This window comes from Specibacter sp. NPDC078692, from assembly GCF_040686835.1.
In the GTDB taxonomy this organism is placed as follows: domain Bacteria; phylum Actinomycetota; class Actinomycetes; order Actinomycetales; family Micrococcaceae; genus Specibacter.
In genome coordinates, this window is sequence record NZ_JBFBLV010000004.1 from 58,002 (window position 1) to 75,454 (window position 17,453).

The 17,453-nt window shown below is 60.6% G+C and carries 14 protein-coding genes and 1 pseudogene; 4 read left to right on the forward strand and 11 right to left on the reverse strand.

Translation table 11 applies throughout. From position 1 onward, the window contains the following. The first annotated feature begins 3 nt into the window (after positions 1-3). Entirely contained in the window at positions 4-498 is a 495-nt protein-coding gene (locus AB0O97_RS04280) for a DUF1801 domain-containing protein (protein ID WP_363880298.1), read from the forward strand. 149 nt (positions 499-647) lie between these two features. Next, a pseudogene (locus AB0O97_RS04285) lies at positions 648-920 on the forward strand (antibiotic biosynthesis monooxygenase); the annotation flags it as partial. Between the two features lie 57 nt (positions 921-977). On the opposite strand, the gene AB0O97_RS04290 reads toward AB0O97_RS04285, so the two are convergent. The 4 genes from AB0O97_RS04290 to AB0O97_RS04305 are packed head-to-tail and all read right to left on the reverse strand — an operon-like array spanning position 978 to position 6,173. Then, positions 978-2,681 (reverse strand): ABC transporter ATP-binding protein, encoded by a 1,704-nt coding sequence (locus AB0O97_RS04290; protein WP_363880301.1) that lies wholly within the window; start codon positions 2,679-2,681, stop codon positions 978-980. Next, a complete protein-coding gene (locus tag AB0O97_RS04295; RefSeq protein ID WP_363880304.1) occupies positions 2,678-3,484 on the reverse strand; it encodes an ABC transporter permease in 807 nt (268 codons plus the stop codon). Before AB0O97_RS04295 ends, AB0O97_RS04290 begins: the two co-directional genes overlap by 4 nt. Beyond that, on the reverse strand, positions 3,481-4,485 hold the full coding sequence (locus AB0O97_RS04300; RefSeq protein WP_363880307.1) for an ABC transporter permease: 1,005 nt from the start codon (positions 4,483-4,485) through the stop codon (positions 3,481-3,483). Before AB0O97_RS04300 ends, AB0O97_RS04295 begins: the two co-directional genes overlap by 4 nt. A 23-nt stretch (positions 4,486-4,508) precedes the next feature. Then, the gene (locus AB0O97_RS04305; RefSeq protein ID WP_363880310.1) at positions 4,509-6,173 is read right to left on the reverse strand and encodes an ABC transporter substrate-binding protein; all 1,665 of its coding nucleotides are present in this window, start codon (positions 6,171-6,173) and stop codon (positions 4,509-4,511) included. Positions 6,174-6,708: 535 nt separating this feature from the next. Between AB0O97_RS04305 and AB0O97_RS04310 the strand changes: the two genes are divergently transcribed. Further along, positions 6,709-7,725: an alpha/beta hydrolase gene (locus AB0O97_RS04310; RefSeq protein WP_363880313.1), complete on the forward strand. Its 1,017-nt coding sequence runs from the start codon at positions 6,709-6,711 to the stop codon at positions 7,723-7,725. A 422-nt stretch (positions 7,726-8,147) separates the two neighbouring features. On the opposite strand, the gene AB0O97_RS04315 is transcribed toward AB0O97_RS04310, so the two are convergent. The 7 genes from AB0O97_RS04315 to AB0O97_RS04345 all read right to left on the reverse strand — a co-directional run bounded on the left by AB0O97_RS04315 (position 8,148) and on the right by AB0O97_RS04345 (position 16,770). Then, positions 8,148-8,807: a dihydrofolate reductase family protein gene (locus AB0O97_RS04315; RefSeq protein ID WP_363880690.1), complete on the reverse strand. Its 660-nt coding sequence runs from the start codon at positions 8,805-8,807 to the stop codon at positions 8,148-8,150. A gap of 81 nt (positions 8,808-8,888) precedes the next feature. Then, positions 8,889-10,346, reverse strand: a complete 1,458-nt coding sequence (locus tag AB0O97_RS04320; protein WP_363880316.1) for an MFS transporter — start codon at positions 10,344-10,346, stop codon at positions 8,889-8,891. Positions 10,347-11,225: 879 nt separating this feature from the next. Further along, positions 11,226-11,648 carry an organic hydroperoxide resistance protein gene (locus AB0O97_RS04325; RefSeq protein ID WP_363841054.1) on the reverse strand — a complete coding sequence of 141 codons (423 nt, stop codon included), beginning with the start codon at positions 11,646-11,648 and terminating at the stop codon, positions 11,226-11,228. Positions 11,649-11,723: 75 nt separating this feature from the next. Beyond that, positions 11,724-12,167, reverse strand: coding sequence for a MarR family transcriptional regulator (locus AB0O97_RS04330; protein ID WP_363880319.1), 444 nt, complete (start codon positions 12,165-12,167; stop codon positions 11,724-11,726). Between the two features lie 141 nt (positions 12,168-12,308). Beyond that, a complete protein-coding gene (locus AB0O97_RS04335; RefSeq protein WP_363880322.1) occupies positions 12,309-14,231 on the reverse strand; it encodes an ABC transporter ATP-binding protein in 1,923 nt (640 codons plus the stop codon). After that, entirely contained in the window at positions 14,228-16,084 is a 1,857-nt protein-coding gene (locus AB0O97_RS04340; RefSeq protein WP_363880325.1) for an ABC transporter ATP-binding protein, read from the reverse strand. Before AB0O97_RS04340 ends, AB0O97_RS04335 begins: the two co-directional genes overlap by 4 nt. A gap of 143 nt (positions 16,085-16,227) precedes the next feature. Further along, on the reverse strand, positions 16,228-16,770 hold the full coding sequence (locus AB0O97_RS04345) for a universal stress protein (RefSeq protein WP_363880328.1): 543 nt from the start codon (positions 16,768-16,770) through the stop codon (positions 16,228-16,230). 121 nt (positions 16,771-16,891) lie between these two features. Between AB0O97_RS04345 and AB0O97_RS04350 the strand changes: the two genes are divergently transcribed. Further along, positions 16,892-17,356 (forward strand): universal stress protein, encoded by a 465-nt coding sequence (locus tag AB0O97_RS04350; protein ID WP_363880331.1) that lies wholly within the window; start codon positions 16,892-16,894, stop codon positions 17,354-17,356. The last annotated feature ends 97 nt before the right edge of the window (positions 17,357-17,453 follow it).

Here is a 17,453-nt window from a genome sequence, read left to right on the forward strand (position 1 = left end):
GCCATGACCAGCGGGGAGCATGGCAAGAATGATGCCAACAGACCGAGCCTGTCCACGGCGGACCGGGCGAAAGGCACCTTCGAGCTACACGAAGCCATGACCGGCAGGGCAAGCCCCGCGAAAGCAGCTGTCGGTGACAAACCGGTCTTCGCCTATATCGCCAGCCTTCCGCAACCACAGCGTGGTATTGCCGACGCCATCGATGAGCTCGCGGCCAAGACCCTGCCCGGGCTGCAACGCTCCGTTAAGTGGGGCATGGCGTATTACGGCGTAGGCGATGGCTGGTGTTTCAGCAGCGGAGCCTTCGTGGGCCATGTCAAGCTCATGTTTGTGAACGGGGCCGCACTCAATCCCGTCCCGCCCGTAACGCCGGTGGGGATGGGCAAGTCGACCCGGGGCGTGGAGATCGCATCCCTAGCCGATGTGGACGAAGCCCAGATCGCTGCGTGGATGAAGCAGGTCGCTTCCGTCCCCGGTGTCGGCGGCAAGAGGCACTAAAGCAATAGCCGAGGATGCCCCTGCTGATGATCGCTGAGCAAACTCATGCAATCGGTTGCCAGCCACTAGGGTGGGTCCTCTACGTCCGCATGATTCAAGAGCAAGGTTGGTGCACATGACAAAGACATTTTTTTCAGGTTGTTGTCCGTTACACGGTGAACTCCGGCGAGGTTGATACGGTCCTGCAGTTGCTTAGCGAAATGGCTGCGGCCACCCGCAAAGAACCTGCAAACATGTCCTACGACTTCTTCCAGGGAGCAGAGAACCCTGAACAGATCGTCATCTTGGAGCGTTACCCTGACGCCGCCGGATTTGCCGCGCACCGCGAGTACGTACACATTGAGCGGATCGGCGCATCACAGATCATTCTGCGTCTGGCCAGCCGGTCCATCCAGACCTTTGAGAACGCCACCGACTCTTAGCCAGGTACTCAATCGGCCCGGCCCAGCCGGCCCGTCGAATTCAATGCTCCATCGAATTCACTGCCCTATGGAGCTCAGCGACGGGGGAGCGGCCGCCAGGAGGGAACGCGTGTACTCATGCTGCGGATCCGTGAAAACCGATTCCGTCGCCCCGGATTCAACCACCTCGCCCGCGCGCATGACCAGCACGTTATCACTCATGTGTCTGATCACGGCGAGATCATGGGAAATGAACAGGTAGCTCAGGCCAAGTCGCTGCTGCAGCTCGTCCAACAGGTCAAGCACCTGGGCTTGCACGGAGACATCCAACGCCGAGACCGGTTCGTCGCAAATCAGCACCTTCGGGTTCGGGGCGAGGGCGCGGGCAATGGCCAGGCGCTGGCGTTGTCCGCCCGAGAGAGTGGCCGGATTGCGCTGTGCCACCTCGGGCGTCAAGCCCACCAACCCCAGCAACTCCTTGATTCGTCCGGTGTAGGCGCGCGGGTTCCGCGTCTGCCCAAAACTGAGGGCGTCAGCCAATACCTCGCCGGCGGAAAGCCGCGGATCGAACGACGACAACGGGTCCTGGTACACCGCGCCCAACGATGAGCGGCGGCTTCGGCGGGCCCGCTCGGGCACCTGGCTCCACGGTTCACCGAGTAGTTCCACGGTGCCGGCATCGGGCGGCAGCAAGCCCAGCGCTATCCGGGCCGTGGTGGTCTTTCCGGATCCAGATTCGCCCACCACGCCCAGAGTTTTACCCGGCAATAGCTCGAAATTGACGTTGCGCACGGCCTTGAAATTGACGGACTTGGACAGGGGGAAACTCTTGGCCAGCCCCCGTGCGCTCAACAGAGGATGTACGACGGCCGCCACCTCACCTTCTGTCACCCTAGGTGTCTCAGGTGCCAGGGGTGCAATTTGTAGCAGTTGGGCCTCACTGCTCACAGGGGAGAGCCTGGTAAAACGGGGCTTGCCAGCCGGAACCGCCGCCAACAGCGCCCGCGTATACGGGTGTTGCGGATCCTTGAAGATTTGTTCGCGCGGTCCACGTTCCACGATGCGACCGGCCTGCATGACGGCAATGGAATCGGCCACGCTGGCCACGGTGGCAAGGTCATGGCTGATCAGCAGCATGCCCGAACCCGATTGGCGAAGCTCACCCAGCAACTCCATGACGGATGCGGCAATAGTTGCATCCAGGGCTGTGGTGGGCTCATCGGCGATGATGAGCTGCGGGTCGAGCGCAATCGCCGACGCGATCAGCGCCCGCTGACGCATCCCGCCAGAGAGTTCACCCGATCGTTGGGATGCCCTGCTGACCGGATCATCCAGACCAACGGCCGCCAATAATTCAACCACGCGTGCCGCACGCTTCGTGCCGGAACCGTACGTGTGCAAACGCAGGGCATCGTCAATTTCCTTGCCCACCGTCCGCAGCGGATCCAGCGAGGTCAGTGCATCCTGAAGGATGAGCCCCACCTCTTTGCCACGGAGTGCGCGCCAGTTTCGTTGCGAAAAGCTCTTCGCGTCCTGGCCTACAACGTTCAGGGTCGTGGCGCTCACTCGGGAGCCGGGCCCTGCTAAACCAATCAAGGATCTGGCGGTCACAGATTTACCGGACCCGGATTCACCCACCAGTGCCAAGCATTCACTCGGGTTCACCGTGAAGGAAATACCGCGTACAACGCTGTTACCACCGAAGGAAACCTCCAGATCCTCGACCCTTAGAAGGGGATCAACCAGCAGGTGTTCAGTCAGAAGGGGATCAGTAGCGTTCATCGGGTACCTGCTGACTTCATTGTTCGGGACAGGACGGTTGCGGCAGCGGCAACCAGCACAATGGCCAGACCCGGGAAAAACGTCATCCACCACGCCAGCGAAAGGTACGTGCGCCCAGCCGAAAGCATGGTGCCCCATTCAGGGGCCGGCGGCGGAGAACCCAGACCCAGGAAGCTCAAAGAGGCCGCCCACAGAATTGCCTGACCCAGCCCCAGCGTTGCCAAAACTGCCAACGGGGCCAGCGCGTTAGGCAAGATGTGAATGAGAAGGATTCGTGACCGGCGTCGTCCCAGAACCGTGGCGGCCTCCACCATGGGCGAGGTGCGCAGCGCAATGATCTGCGCGCGAATCATGCGGGCGTATCCGGGCGCCGAAGTCAGGCCAACGGCGATCACGGTGGTGGTAACCCCGGGCCCCGCCAACGCAATGAACACCAGTGCCAGCAGCAATCCAGGCAGGGCAAAAAGCACCTCAAGGACGCGGCCCACACCAAAGTCCAGCCACCGTCCACCAAAGCCAGCTATCGTACCCAGCACCAACGCCAGGCCCAGCCCAATCGCCGTCGCAGCAGCTCCGATGAGTAGCGAGGACCGGGCGCCATGAATGATGCGCGAGTAGATGTCGCGCCCCGATTCATCGGTGCCCAGAAAATGCCCGGGGCCCGGAGCCGAGAACGCTTGCGTAGGGTTAATGGCCAGTGGATCCACGGGGGCGAGAAGGTTGGGCGCTATGGCGGCCAGCACAAAAAAGAGTAGTACGACGGCGGCCACAAGCCTGGGGATGTTCGGGGCGTGGATGCTCATGACTTGCCAATCCGAGGATCAACCAAGCGTTCGGCAACATCGGAAAACGCCATGATCAATACGTAGGCGGCGGCCGAGAAGAGGGCCACACCGGTGACGAGGGGGATGTCCCGTGCTGTGACGGCTGAGAGTAGTGAACGGCCCAGACCTGGCCGGGCAAAGATGGCTTCAACCACCACCGCGCCGGAGAGAAGAGACCCCAACGCCCAACCGGAGAGCGCGATCCCGGGCAGCGCAGCGTGCCGTAGGGAATGCCTCAGCAGTACGCCGGTTTCCGACTCTCCGCGTGCCCGGGCTGATAGGGCAAAGGCTGAACGTTGGGCTTCGGCCATGGTGTCTCTCATGAGCTGACCCATGAAGCCGGCCAGTGGCAAGGCCAAGGTGATGACGGGCAGCACCAACCCTGAGGGCGTATTGGTACTGACCGGCGGAAGCCACCCCAGCATAGTGGAAAACAGCATGATCAGAACGCTGGCCAGCCAAAAGTGCGGGACGGCCGCCGAGACTATTTCCAGTCCAGAGCCCAGTGCCGAACCCAGCGAACCGCTGCGCGTGGACAGCACTGAGACTACCAACGCCAAGACCCACGCTACGAGCAGAGCAAGTCCAGCGAGGATGAGCGTGGACGGAACCAGCTCGGCAAGAACCTCTACGACGGGGCTCTTCAAGGAATACGAGGTGCCAAAGTCCCCCTTGGCCAGTCGCCACAGCTGGCCAAAGTACTGCACGTACAGCGGCTGATCCAAGCCATATTGGGCACGGGCTGCGGCCAGGGCTTCGGCCGAAGCCTGCGACCCTGGGCCGCCCATGATGGCCTCGGCTGGATCCCCGGGAATCATCCGGAGTCCAAAGAAAATTGCCGTGGCAACGGCCCAGAGCACAAAGATTCCCCCGGCGAGCTTGCCCAACAGCCAGCGCGCGGCGGAGGCAGCCCGCCCAGCAAAACCGGATGGCTGGGCAGTGCCGGAGGTGCCGCTTGGGATCTTCGTGGATTCAGTCATGATGTGCTCTGGAGAAATGCAGGCTAGTTAGCCAACCAGGTATCGAAGAAGATAGGTGAGGCCACGGCGGTGGTGGCGCCCACGTTCTTGAGCTTCTCTGAGTAGAGGAAGTGGTTCTGCTGATCGTAGAGCGGCAACAGGTAGTTGCCCTCAAGCACTTTCTTCTGTGCCTGCGTGTAAAGATCCTTGCGCTCGGCTTCATCCTTGGTGGATCCGGCCTGCTCCAGCAAGGCGTCCAGTGCCGGGTCCTTGACTTGGGACAGGTTGGCGAAGTAGCCCGACGGCGCAGGGATGGTGGAATCAGAATGGAAGAGGATGGACAGCACGCTCGGACCAACCTTGGTGTACGGAGCGGAGACCAGGTTGTAGCTGTTGGAGAACAATTCGCCGTACCAGCTGGAGATATCCAGCAAGTTGATCTTGATCTCGATGCCGGATTCCTTGGCCGTTGCTTGCATCTGCTCAAAGAGTGACTGCTCGGCGGGGATGGACTGGCTGGTGCTCACGGGGAAGGTCAGGGAGAGCCGGACACCATCCTTGACGCGGTAGCCCTGCGAATCGCGTTCACTCCACCCGGCCGCGTCCAACAGTTCGCCAGCTTTGGTGGGGTCGTACTCGAAGAGCGACTCCTCTGAATAAGCCAAGGACTCCACGCTCGAGAGTGGTGAGTAGGATCGCTTGGCGGTGCCGAAGAACAAGGAGTCAACGCTCGCGTTGACGTTCACTGCGTGAATGAAAGCCGCACGGACTTTTTCGTCATTGAACGGGGCCTTGGAGGAGTTCAGCTCAATTCGGTTGGCTGCTCCGGGGCGAGGTGCGTCCAAGTGCTTGATGGTGGAAGTCTTCACGGCCGTGGCGATGGCGTCTGGCTGGGCGTTGTCAATGATGTCTACTTCACCGGCCTGCAGTGCCGCGTAACGCGTAGCTGCCTCGGGGATGAAGCGCCAGGTGATGGAATCCAGGTAGGCCGGTCCTGCATGGGCCGCGTTTGAAATCGGCAGGACGTAGTCGGCGTTGCGGACCATTTGCACGGAGTCCTGCTTCTTCCACGACTCCACCTTGAACGGTCCGGTGCCCACGGGAGCTGCACAGTTTTCTTCCTGGGTTCGCTTCAAGGCTGTGGGGGATTCGATCGCCACCCACGGCATGGAGAAGGACTCGAGCAGGGAATTGTCCGGCGTCTTGAGCTTCAGTTCGAGGGTGCTCGCATCGACGGCCTTCATTGACGCGATCTTCCCCAGCGCAAGGTAACCGGTGGAGGATGCCGTTGCAGGGTCCAAGAGGTGTTCAAAGTTGGCCTTGACGGCCGCGGCGTCCAAGGCGGTGCCATCGGTAAATTTGATGCCGTCACGGATTGAAACAGTCCGCGTCAGCCCGTCCTCGGACACCGTGGAGTCCTTTGCGAGCCAAGGGATCAACTTGCCGTCCGCGTCCTTGGTGTACAGCGTCTCCAAGTACTGCGAGGCAACCAGGGCCTGAGGATAGTTACCGCCAACGTGCGGATCCAGGCAGCTGGGCTCGGCATCGCCGGAGGCGTAGACAAGGTTCCCACCGGTGACAGGTGAGCCGGGATCGGAGCTGCCGTCCGGCGTCGTACTTGCGGGTGTACAGCCGGCAAGAACCAGGGCTGCGGCTAGAGCTGTTGCAGCCGGGAATAGTTTGTTGGCCAAGGGGCGAGCGAGAGTCATGACAGTCTTCCTGCGAACCGGTGAGTGGAGCGATGCGGGTGCTCACGACGTCGGTCCTCACGGGCCGTAGCCTCGAGGCACGCAGCAGCGGGCACCGCCATCAACCTTAGCGCTGTAGGGGAGCGGGTGCGGTGATATATGAGGCAGTTCATATCTGACCCGGTGCGTCTGCCACCTCAGGACACCTCGGACTCTTTCCAGAAGGCGAGGTGTCCGGAGAAATCCTTGCCCACCCGGGGTCGGGGAGTTCTTTGGCATTTACTGTGATGATGTAGTGCTGGCACTCGCCCTTCTGCGGACAGGTGTAAGCAGGACGAATTGCCTCGCAGCTGCCACTAGCCTAAGTCTCGATTCACCGACTGACTAGGGTTTCACGCCGTGACCACCGACAGGGAGGTGGAATGAGGATTACTCTCGAGTATGAGCGGTTTGGCTGGTATCCGGGTGCCGTAGTGGGCTCCGCTGAGATAATTTCATCTGGTACTGATGTGCCATTGTTTATGCTGCCGTGTGTGTCCTCAATGTGGAGCGAAAAATGACCCGTTTAGAGCCTGAACCCGCTGCGGCGGAACCGTCCGGGGCGAGTCGAGCCTTGCGCCGCGACCTCCGGGCTCACCGCGGCGACATCACCCTCTTGTGGGCGGCACGGATTATGTCCCTACTCGGGGTAGTCGTGACCATCCTGGCGGCCGTGGCTGCGGGCACCATGGTGCAGCATGGGCATCCTGCTTACGCGATTTTACTTGCTGTTGTTTTCCTGACAGCCGCGGTGTTTGCAGTGCACTATTGGTTCAGGTCCACAGCTATTCATCGCCGGTTGAAGCCGCTTAGATGGGTCGGGATTGTGGCGTCCGCGGCGGTTCTGGCCGTGGTTTGGTGGCTAGTTCCTTCGGCCGCAACGGAGCCCTCGCTATCAGCGATGCACTCAGATGCCACGGTTAGAATCACTGAGTCCACGGATCAGATAGTGCTCGCTCCCACTGGAACTGCGAACAAAGTGGGCGTGTTTTTCCAGCCAGGTGCCCTGGTCGACGCACGCGCCTATGTTGCCATTCTTCGGCCCTTAGCCGCAGCTGGACACACAGTCGTCATTGAGAAACAGCCGTTCGGTATCGCCTTCTTTTCCCTCGGAGCTTTTGCCGCTGCACGGGATGGCCATCCACCAGTTATGCAGTGGGTGGTTGGTGGGCATTCACTCGGAGGCGTGGTCTCGGCAATGGATGCCGAGAACTTTGCCACTGCGCCCAAAAATGCCGTGGTGGGCTTGCTCTTCTTGGCTTCCTACCCGGCAACAGAGATGACTGCGTTGGGTGTTCCGGTGCTGTCGATCTCCGCATCGAATGACGGACTGGCCACGCCGGCCAAGATCAATGCCGCCAAGTCCCTGTTGCCCGCAGATACCAACTACAAGGTCATCGACGGGGCCGTCCATTCAAACTTCGGTGACTGTGGTCCCCAATCCGGTGATGGTCAGCCAACCATCAGTGGCGACGCCGCCCGCGCCCAGATTTCTGCTGCCAGCGTGGCATTCGTGGACATGCTGAGCAAGTAGCCTCGCTGCGCCGTCATCGATGGAAGTTGCAAGTCAAGGAAAAGCTGGCTCCCACCACCTACAAGTGCGGACACAGGATTCGTGAGGATGATGGGCAGCAGGAACTCTAGCGGGTACTTCAGTGGGGTACAGAGAGGCGTAAGTCATGCTGCTCGGAACAGCGGCACGAAGGTGGCTGCGGTAATCACCGCGGCCATGACCCTTGGCAGTTTTTCAGTGGTTGGCATCACGGCAGTCGCCGTGGGGCCGCCACGGTTAGTCCCACGGTTACCTCAGGCACAACCCAGAACGACGGCGTCCAACAGGACCAGCTGCCAAAGACGGACAGCGGAACGAGTGGAAATAGCTATGGCAACAATTCCGGCGGAAACTCTGTCCAGCCTGGCACCAGCTCGCGTTGACCAGAGTTAGTTGACTTCCAGTCAGCGAGCGTCCTTTCGCCTGAAAGTAACGTGGATGGTGCCGCTCTCGGCCACCTCTGTCCTCACGTGATGGGTGACTTCAAGTCCATCCAACCCGTCCCAGAGTCGTGTTCCCTGACCCAAAATGATCGGGCCCACCATGAAATGCAGGTCATCCACCAGGCCCGCTCGTAGGTAGCTGCGCGCCGTGCCAACCCCACCGCCGATCCTCACGTCCAAGCCACCGGCCGCCTCGGTGGCTTCGGCGAGCACATCCTCAATTGCCGAATTTCTGAAGTGGAAAGTTGTTCCGCTTTTTCGAGGGATCATCGGACGGGGCGCAGAACTGCTGAGGACGTAGACCGGGCAGCGAAAAGGTGGCCGGGCACCCCACCATCCTTGCCACTGCGGATCGTTGGGAAACGAGTGCAGGCCAAACATACCCGCACCCATGATCTCGGCGCCTATACCGTCAAAGAACGCGCTGGCGTAGGCGTCGTCGACACCAGTGGTGCCGGCCCCACTGGTGTCGTTGAAGACAAGTTTGTTGAACGTGCGGGTTGCTGCGTAGTTCGCTGTCAGGCGTCCCCAGTCCTCACCCATCGGATTTTCAGCGGATTGCTCCGTCGCCGAGGTGAAACCATCAAGTGAAACGAACAGATCGAGTCGAACGCGCGTCAGTTTCTTGGACCCTTCGTGGGGGTTGCTGGCCGAGCAGGATCCTCAATTTCTCATTGAATTACTCACTGTACTGCTGCGGTCTCAGCGCTGGGAAGCGTCCGGATTCAGCTCAGGAACATCGACCGGGAGCGAAACGAAGTGTGCTTCCTCAGGTCGCGGCCGTGGAATGCACAGGGTCAGTGCACCAGCCAGCACGGTTGCACCGAGGGCTATCGTGTAACCCAGTTGGAATCCCGCCGCCGTGGGTGCAGAGTGTCCGGCGCCGGATGCGGCCAAAATTGCGCCCATTACGGCGGCCGCGCTACTGGTGCCTAGTGAACGCATCAGAGAGTTCAAGCCATTCGCGGCGCCTGTTTCCGTGGGTTCCACAGCGCCCATAATCAGCAGTGGCATGGAGGCGTAACCAATGCCGATGCCAGCTCCTATCAGCGCGTTTGCCACCAAAATATGCCAGATTTCTGAGGATACCAGCAGCGCCAAGGCGTAGGCGAAAGCGATGATGATGACACTGACCACCATGGTGGCCCGGCCGCCGACATTGCGGTTCAGCCGGGCGGCCACTGGCGCCATGGCGACCTGTACCAGACCAGCCGGGGCGAGGATCAGGCCAATGGAGATCAGTGACTGGCCAAGTCCAATGCCGGTGTCCGTGGGCAGCTGGAGCAGCTGGGGAAACAGGATCTGCGAGGAGAAGAATGCAAAACCGAGGGCGACCGAGGCGAGGTTGGTCATGAGCACGGCCGGTCGTGCGGCCACACGGAGGTCAACGACGGGGTTTTTGAGTCGGAGCTCAAAAATTCCCCAGACGATCAGCAGCACAATGCCCCCGGACCCCATGAGCAGTGTCGCCGGTGAGGTCCAACCCCACACATTGCCCTGCGCTACGGCCACCAGGACTCCGGAAAGACCGGCGGAGAGACCGGCTGCGCCAATGTAATCGAAGCTGCCGGCCGCGAACTCCGTATCCTTGGGCACAATCAGTGCCACAAGGATCAGTAATGCCAGGCCCGCCACCGAAGCGGTCCAAAACAGGGCGTGCCAGTCCAGGGTCTGCGCAATGGTGGCACTGATGGGTAGGCCTAGTGCGGCACCAAAGCCGAATGACCCGCTGATTAGCGCCACCGCCCCGCCAACTCGCTCCGCCGGCAAATGATCCCGCAGCACCGCAATGCCCAGCGGGATGACACCAGCCATCAGCCCCTGCAAGGCGCGCCCCACTAGCAGTAACGTCAGATCAGTTGAGGCGGCTGCCAGAATGTTCCCGATGATCAATGCGAGCAGTAGGGCCAAAATGATCTTGCGCTTGCCGAAGAGATCGCCCAACCGCCCGGAAATGGGAGTGACAACGGCCGAGGTAAGAAGCGTAATGGTCACCACCCAGGCCGTGGCTTCTCTTGGAGCGTTCAAGAGTTCTGGCAATTGAGCCTGAATGGGCACCACCAACGTGAACATGAACGATGCGCAGGCGCCAGTGACTGCCAAAACGGCAACGAGCGGCCACGACCGGGTGACGATGGCGGAGGGTCCTGTGGTTTGCATTGCTTCCTTTGTTGCGGGCATGAGGTAGTGAGGATGGTGCCCCGATGGGTGAGCGCTCTGTGGATGAGGCTATCTATGGCAATCGGATGCCAGTACTCCCTTATTCCCATTGTCGCCTCTGGTTCACACTGTGGACCAGGGGTGCGCCGTGCGTCAGCCGCCGAGTCAGGCAGGGGATCAGCGTCAGACTCGGCGGCACTCCGTCTGACTCGAGCAGTTGCGGCGTAGTCCTCGAACCAGCTGGGCATCCCGATCTGGTTGGCCAAGGTGATGGCTCCGATCATGACCGTGTCCAACGACCCAGCCTGGCCGCCAAGCACGTTCTACCCATTCGCTCTCACCTCAGCGTTGGCACCCTCAGCGTTGGCACAAGGGCCGTTCTGGAGCTTAGGGTCGGTTCCGTGGTCACCTTCGATGACCCCACTGGAGAGAGCTTTGTGTTCTTGTCACCTTTCTTGATCAACCACAGCTTGACCGCAACCGTTGAAGTGAGCGTCGATGTCAGCAGCATGAACGGTAGCCACACAGAGACCGCGCAAACGTTGCATGATGCGGATTTCCATGCAACAAGGACATCGTGGAAGAACCACTGCGGGTGACGCCTCGCAGCGACGAAACAGCCGCCATCAGCGCGGGAACCGTCACAATTACTCTCCCTCACATGTCCTGGATGGCACTAGCCCTACTGTAAGTTCAGATCCGAACTCTCAAGCGAGCGAGTTAGCAGTGCTTGCGAACTGGCTTATCGCCGACTTTACGACTCAGTGATTCAATCCGACCGTCGGTGGGTTCACCACTCGGTAGGGGCGTAGCGAAGTTGCCTCAGTGGTGAGCCACGAACCATCTCTCTTGTAGTCTCACAGCCCAAAGCGCAAAAGGTTAGTCGTCAGAGACCGTAATGGTGACCTCGATGTTTCCGCGTGTGGCATTGGAGTAGGGGCAGACCTGATGAGCGGCATCGGCCAGCGCCTGAGCAGCGTCGTGCTCCAGCCCCGGAAGGACAACTTCCAGAAGAACGGAGAGTTCAAATCCGCCTTGGCCGTTGGAGCCTAGGTGGACCTGCCCGCCCACTGAGGAGTCGGCGATGTCCACCTTTTGCATGCGGGCAACCATCTGCAGTGCCGAATGGAAGCAGGCCGCATAGCCAGCGGCAAAAAGCTGCTCGGGGTTGGCTCCCGCCCCGGACCCGCCCATGGACTTCGGGATGGCAAGGTTCAAATCAATGCCGCCATCGGAGGAGCGGACGTGGCCGTCACGGCCAGCTCCGGTAGCGATGGCTTCGGCGGTGTACAGGGGTGTCATGGGGGTGCCCTTCGTAGACATTAGTTATTGGGAAAAAGTAGGGGATGGATCAGGGCTGCTGATCCAGAGTCACTGTCAAGCCAATGCGCGCATACCTTCGGTGATGCGATGCAGCTCCTTGACCAACGCGCGAGCCTGCTCGGCGGAATCGAAGCCATAGGCGCCGCGGAGAACCTTTAAGGCAACAAGCACCTCCTTGAGTACCGAAGCACCCGTCTCGGTCAGTGATGCGGTAACCACGCGTTCATCGGGGGAGGTGCGAGCCCGGCGCACCAACCCACGTTCGTCCAATCTGCGCAAAACTGGGGACAACGTCCCGGAATCCAGGCTCATGCGTTTGCCAAGATCGCCAACGGTCAGACCCTCGGTCACAGTGCTGATCTCTAGCAGTGCAATGTACTGCGTATAGGTCAACTCCCATGGCTCCAAGGCAACTCTATGAGCCTTGGCTACCGCGTTCGACGCGGAGTAAGTGGCGAAGCAAACCATGGAATCGAGGTGGTATTCGTTCTCCAACATAACTTGATTGTACACAATCGAATTGCGCACAACTAATTGAAGCAAAATACCTGCAACAGCAACGCAGCAGAGATAACAGACGAAGGGGCACGGCTGCGTTGGCAGCCGTGCCCCTTTTTAGAACTAACCCAGAGTGCAGAACTACACCAAGGAGTCTTGCCACGCCCCGTGTAACGCGGCAAAACGTCCGCCGCCCGCGATCAATTCCGCGGGGGATCCGTCCTCCACGATGCGCCCATTGTGGACTACCAGGACCCGATCTGCCATGACAACGGTGGAGAGTCGGTGCGCGATGATCAGCGCCGTCCGGCCCGTCGCGCCCGCTCCGGCACCCGTGGCAGCAGCACCGCCCTTAGTGCCGTCCCCACTTTCAGCGCCCACAGTACCCAGCAGCTTCTGCAATCCGGCCTGAACTAGCCGTTCCGACGGGATATCCAGCGAAGAAGTGGCCTCGTCAAGAATGAGCACTGCAGGATTGGCCAAGAAAGCCCGGGCAAAGGAGATGAGTTGCCGCTGTCCAGCTGAGACACGGCCACCGCGCTTGTTCACATCCGTGTCGTAGCCCTCCGGCAGGGTGCGGATGAAGTCATCGGCGCCCACATCGCGGGCGGCGGCCTCGATCTGGGCCCGGCTGGCACCCGGGTTACCCAGGGCAATATTGTCGGCTACCGTGCCGCTGAACAGGAATGCCTCCTGCGTCACCATGACCACAGCACGGCGCAAATCGGCGGTGGAGAGTTCACGCAACTCCACGCCGTCGAGGGTTAACGAGCCGGCACTCACGTCATAGAAACGGGCCATCAGTTTGGCCAACGTGGACTTTCCGGCGCCGGTGGCACCCACCACGGCCACCGTCTGACCGGCCGGAATATGCAGATCCAAACTGGGCAGCACCACGGGCCCGGTGCCGTAACGGAACTGGGCACCAGTGAAGCGGATATCGCCACTTGCCACCAGCAGCGGGCGGGGATGCCGCGGCGGACGGACGCTGGGCACTTCCTCCAACAAGCCAGACACCTTCTCCAAAGCAGCCTGGGCAGACTGGAACGAGTTATAGAACATGGCCATCTGGCTCACCGGTTGGAAGAAGCGTTTGGTGGCCAGCAGCAGGGCCAGGAGCGCGCCCACTTCCAGTGCGCCACCGAGCACACGGAAGCCGCCGGCGAGCAAAACAACAGCCACAGCCACATTGCCAATCAGCACCAACCCGGGCTGGAAAATGCCGTTCAAGTTGATGGAGGTGACTGTCACGCGGCGGTAATCCTCGGCGAGAGCATCGTACTTGGCCGCGTTCTCCTCCTCGCGCCGGAACGCCTTGACCGCACGAATGCCCGTCATGGTCTCGATGAAGTGCACAATCAGCGCCGCGGACACCACGCGCGAAGAGCGGTAAGCGGCCTGCGAACGCTTTTGGTACCAGCGCGAGAGCATGAACATGGGCACCGCCGACGCCAGTACCAGCAAGCCAGTGATGGGATCCAACGCGAAAATCGACACAGCCGTCAACGCCATGAAGACCAGCCCAGAGGCCAGCGAGGAAATGCCCGAATCAAGCAGCTCGCGCAGGGCCTCCAAGTCTGATGTTTGACGCGAAATGATGCGCCCAGAGGTGTACTTCTCATGAAATTCCATGCTCAGCCGCTGCGTATGCCGGAAGACCTGAATGCGCAGATCCAGTAACATCGCCTGACTCAGCCGCGCGGTCGCCGTCAGATACGTCGCCGTCAGCCAAGAACTGAGCAGCGCAGCCACAATGTAGCCACCGCCGGTGACAATCAGCGGCAGGGGATTTGAATCGGGCTTCGCGGTGAGCGCGGGCAGCGCCGTATCAATCCCGTAGGCAATCAGCAGCGGACCGGCAACTTTCGCCGCCTGGGACAGCACCACGAGCGCCCCTGTGATGGCGAATCTCAACCGCACCGGACGCAGCAACGCACCCAAGAGCTTCACGGATCGACGGCGCACGGCACGGCTGGCCTCGCGGCTCAGATCTACCCGATCCTCATCCGTGGTGCCCTGAATGTTCGACGTCGCAGCCTCCTTGCGCTTCTTGCCGCGGCTCATGCTCGGGCTCCCTTCGGTTCGTGCGTGTCGGCACCAAGGTCATCCGGTAGTTCGTCATCTGAATCGCTGTCCAGATCGCGCGGTTCCTCCGTCAGACTAGCCAGCACATAGCGGTAGTGACTGTTTCCCGCGAGTAGTTCGGTATGGGTTCCCACGGCGGTAATGCGCCCTTCTTGCAACAAGGCCACCCGATCGGCCATGGCCACAGTGGATGGGCGGTGAGCCACAATCAAGGTGGTGGTGCCCGCCAATTCTGAACGCAGCCTCTCGCTCACACGCTCTTCGGTGTTCACATCGAGCGCCGACAACGGGTCATCCAACACCAAGACGGCGGGCCTGGCGGCTATGGCACGGGCCAGGGCAATGCGCTGCCGCTGGCCACCGGACAGGCTGAGTCCTTCCTCGCCAATCAAGGTCTCCACGCCGTCGGCGAGAGAATAGGCAAATCCTGCTTGCGCCACATCCAAGGCTCGTTCCAGCACCTGGTCTTCGGATAATTCGGGGTGATTGGCCGCGCCTAGCAAAACGTTTCCACGTACCGAATGGGAGAACAGGGTGGTGTCTTCAAAGGCAACGGAGACGTGCCGGCGGAGCTCGGCCAGAGACAGCTGACGAATGTCGGTGCCATCGAGGAGAACCGTGCCGGAGGTGACGTCATAGAGCCGGGGCACCAGATTGAGCAAGGCACTTTTGCCGCTGCCGGTCACACCCACCAGCGCCATGGTTTCGCCCGCCTGCAGCGTCAGGTCGATCCCGTTCAGTAGATCGGGGGTGCCGTCCGGGCTGTCTGGGAAGCGGAAATGAACGTCCCTAAATTCAAGCTCGCCGCGCACCTGAGTCAATGATGCCGGGGACTGCGGATCGGTGATGGTGTTCACGGCGTCCATAACTTCAAAATGTCTGTCTAGGGCGGTTTTGGCCGCAAACGTCATGGCGAGCAGTGGGCCCATCGATTCCACAGGGCCAGCCACCACGGCAGCTGTGGCGAAAAACGCAACTAAGGCTCCGACGTCGAGCCTTCCCTCCGAAACCAACAGGATGCCCACCACCAGGCCTGCGCCCAAGGCGAGCTCGGGCAGCAGCGAGACCACCAGAGAGAAAATGGCGAGGGATTTGGCCTTATGAATTTCGGTGGCCTGCAGCTCTTGCGCCTGAGACGCAAATGAATCCAATGCTTCCTGACCGCGGCCAAACGCCTTCAGCACGCGGATGCCATGGACGGATTCCTCCACGGTGGTGGCCAGATCTCCGGCCTGATCCTGGCTCTTGCGGCTGACCCGGCCGTAGGAGCGCCGGAAGCGGTAGCCGAAAATGACGATCGGCACGGCGGCGGCGAGGAAAATCAGGCCCAATTCCCAGCTCATGGAGAACATCAGCGCCACGCCAATCACCACGGTCAGCGCCGTCACTACCAGCATGATGGCGCCAAAAGCCATCCAACGGCGCATGAAGTTCAGATCGCTCATGGCCCGGCTCAGAAGCTGTCCGGAGCCCCAGCGATCGTGGAATTCCACGGCGAGTTGCTGCAAGTGCCGGTAGAAGGAGGTGCGCATGCGCGTTTCTACGGTGCTGACCGGGACCAACACAAACTGGCGGCGCAGGGCGATCAAGCCGGCCTCGAGGATGCCCAAGACCAGGACCACGGCGGCCCCAATCCACAGTGACTGCGTTCCATTGGCGGGGAGAAACGCCGTGTTGACGAGGGAGCGGTACACCTGCGGGATGGCCAGTGCCACGGCGCTGGCCGCGAGGGCGCTGAGGAAACCCCAAATGAGGGGCCACATCATGGGCCTTAGTTGTGGGGCCAGCCGGCTTAGGGAAGTCCAGAGTGTGGTGGTGTCGTTGTTCGCCATGCGTTGGTGTAACTGCCCCCAGGAAAGGATGTGTTTGTGGATTTTCTAGCCTACGCCAGCTTTATTGGGGGCAGCCGCCAATCACGCTCCCATGCTGTCCGCCTGTCCTCTCCACCTATAGTCTCCGCCTGTACCGAGCGGCTCTATTCATCATGTGCGCGCACAATCAGGACGGGGCACGATGCGTGGGCAGCGCAGGCAGAGCTCACTGAGCCCATCAATAGCTCCTTGAATCCACCGAATCCGCGCCGTCCCAGAATCAGAAGGGCCGCGTCCTTGCTGGCTTCAATGAGAACGGGCCTGGCTGATCCCTGAATCAGCTGGGTAGTTAGGTCTCGGGGCAAGTCCAGACCAAATGCTCTCTCCACGGCGTCGTCGAGGCTCTTTTGTGCCGTCTCCTTGAAAGAAAAATTTCCCAACGCATAGGGCACGGTGTAGGCGCTGGGATAGTTCCAACAGGTCAAGGCCTTGACCTGTGCGCCGAGGGGTTCGGCTAACCAGAGCGCTTTGCGCAGGGCTTCTACGGATGAGTCTGATCCGTCAACGCCCACGATGAAAGTGACCGGTTCATTCTGGATATCCATGATTCTCTCCGTCTTGCCGCCGTCGGCTGGTTTCTCACTGCCCAGCCACCGCAGCTGGAATGCTGGAATGGCTGGCCGACGCAGGAAGGACACCTCCGTCATGTTAACAATGGCACTGCCAAGGATCGAATTTTAGGGACTTTTGGCCCTGTGCAGTGACAGCTGACGGCGGTGATCATGGAACTCTAGGGATCACAGGAAAAACCGGTCGATGGAGGAAACCATGGAAACAAACAAGGTTGCGGACCGGGCGCTCATTGTGGTTGGTGTCGACGGATCCGAAGAGTCAGTCCTAGCTCTCAAATGGGCGCAAACACTAGCACAGGCACTGGATGCAACCATCACTGCGGTCACGGCATGGCATCTAGAGACGGCCTTTGGCTCCTACATAGTCCCGGACTGGAACCCGGATGAAGATGCACACAAGATTCAAAAGGAGGCAGTCCATGAGGCTTTTGGTGGCAACGAACCAGAGGGATTTAGTGGGATCTGCGTTCGCGGCAAGCCCGCTCAAGTCTTGATGGAATCCGCTAAATCGGCGCAGATGCTCATTGTCGGATCTCGTGGTCATGGTGGGTTCAAGGGGATGTTGCTGGGCTCGGTCAGTTCAGCCTGCGCTGAACATGCCAGCTGCCCGGTGTTAGTGGTTCACGGTGAGCGGGACGCCGTGAAGGCGCCGGTGCGGTGAATGAAGAGATCGTTTGACGGTTGATCACAGCCATCCACGCACGGTGTTTCTCACCGGGGAAGATCCGGTATCCGCCCCCCCTGCTGACTCGGGGTAG

Coding starts and splice junctions, on each gene's coding strand:
- AB0O97_RS04280 (WP_363880298.1), top strand. CDS start 4: ATGACCAGCGGGGAGCATGGCAAGAATGATGCCAACAGACCGAGCCTG.
- AB0O97_RS04290 (WP_363880301.1), bottom strand. CDS start 2,681: ATGAACGCTACTGATCCCCTTCTGACTGAACACCTGCTGGTTGATCCC.
- AB0O97_RS04295 (WP_363880304.1), bottom strand. CDS start 3,484: ATGAGCATCCACGCCCCGAACATCCCCAGGCTTGTGGCCGCCGTCGTA.
- AB0O97_RS04300 (WP_363880307.1), bottom strand. CDS start 4,485: ATGACTGAATCCACGAAGATCCCAAGCGGCACCTCCGGCACTGCCCAG.
- AB0O97_RS04305 (WP_363880310.1), bottom strand. CDS start 6,173: ATGACTCTCGCTCGCCCCTTGGCCAACAAACTATTCCCGGCTGCAACA.
- AB0O97_RS04310 (WP_363880313.1), top strand. CDS start 6,709: ATGACCCGTTTAGAGCCTGAACCCGCTGCGGCGGAACCGTCCGGGGCG.
- AB0O97_RS04320 (WP_363880316.1), bottom strand. CDS start 10,346: ATGCAAACCACAGGACCCTCCGCCATCGTCACCCGGTCGTGGCCGCTC.
- AB0O97_RS04325 (WP_363841054.1), bottom strand. CDS start 11,648: ATGACACCCCTGTACACCGCCGAAGCCATCGCTACCGGAGCTGGCCGT.
- AB0O97_RS04330 (WP_363880319.1), bottom strand. CDS start 12,167: ATGTTGGAGAACGAATACCACCTCGATTCCATGGTTTGCTTCGCCACT.
- AB0O97_RS04335 (WP_363880322.1), bottom strand. CDS start 14,231: ATGAGCCGCGGCAAGAAGCGCAAGGAGGCTGCGACGTCGAACATTCAG.
- AB0O97_RS04340 (WP_363880325.1), bottom strand. CDS start 16,084: ATGGCGAACAACGACACCACCACACTCTGGACTTCCCTAAGCCGGCTG.
- AB0O97_RS04345 (WP_363880328.1), bottom strand. CDS start 16,770: ATGACGGAGGTGTCCTTCCTGCGTCGGCCAGCCATTCCAGCATTCCAG.
- AB0O97_RS04350 (WP_363880331.1), top strand. CDS start 16,892: ATGGAAACAAACAAGGTTGCGGACCGGGCGCTCATTGTGGTTGGTGTC.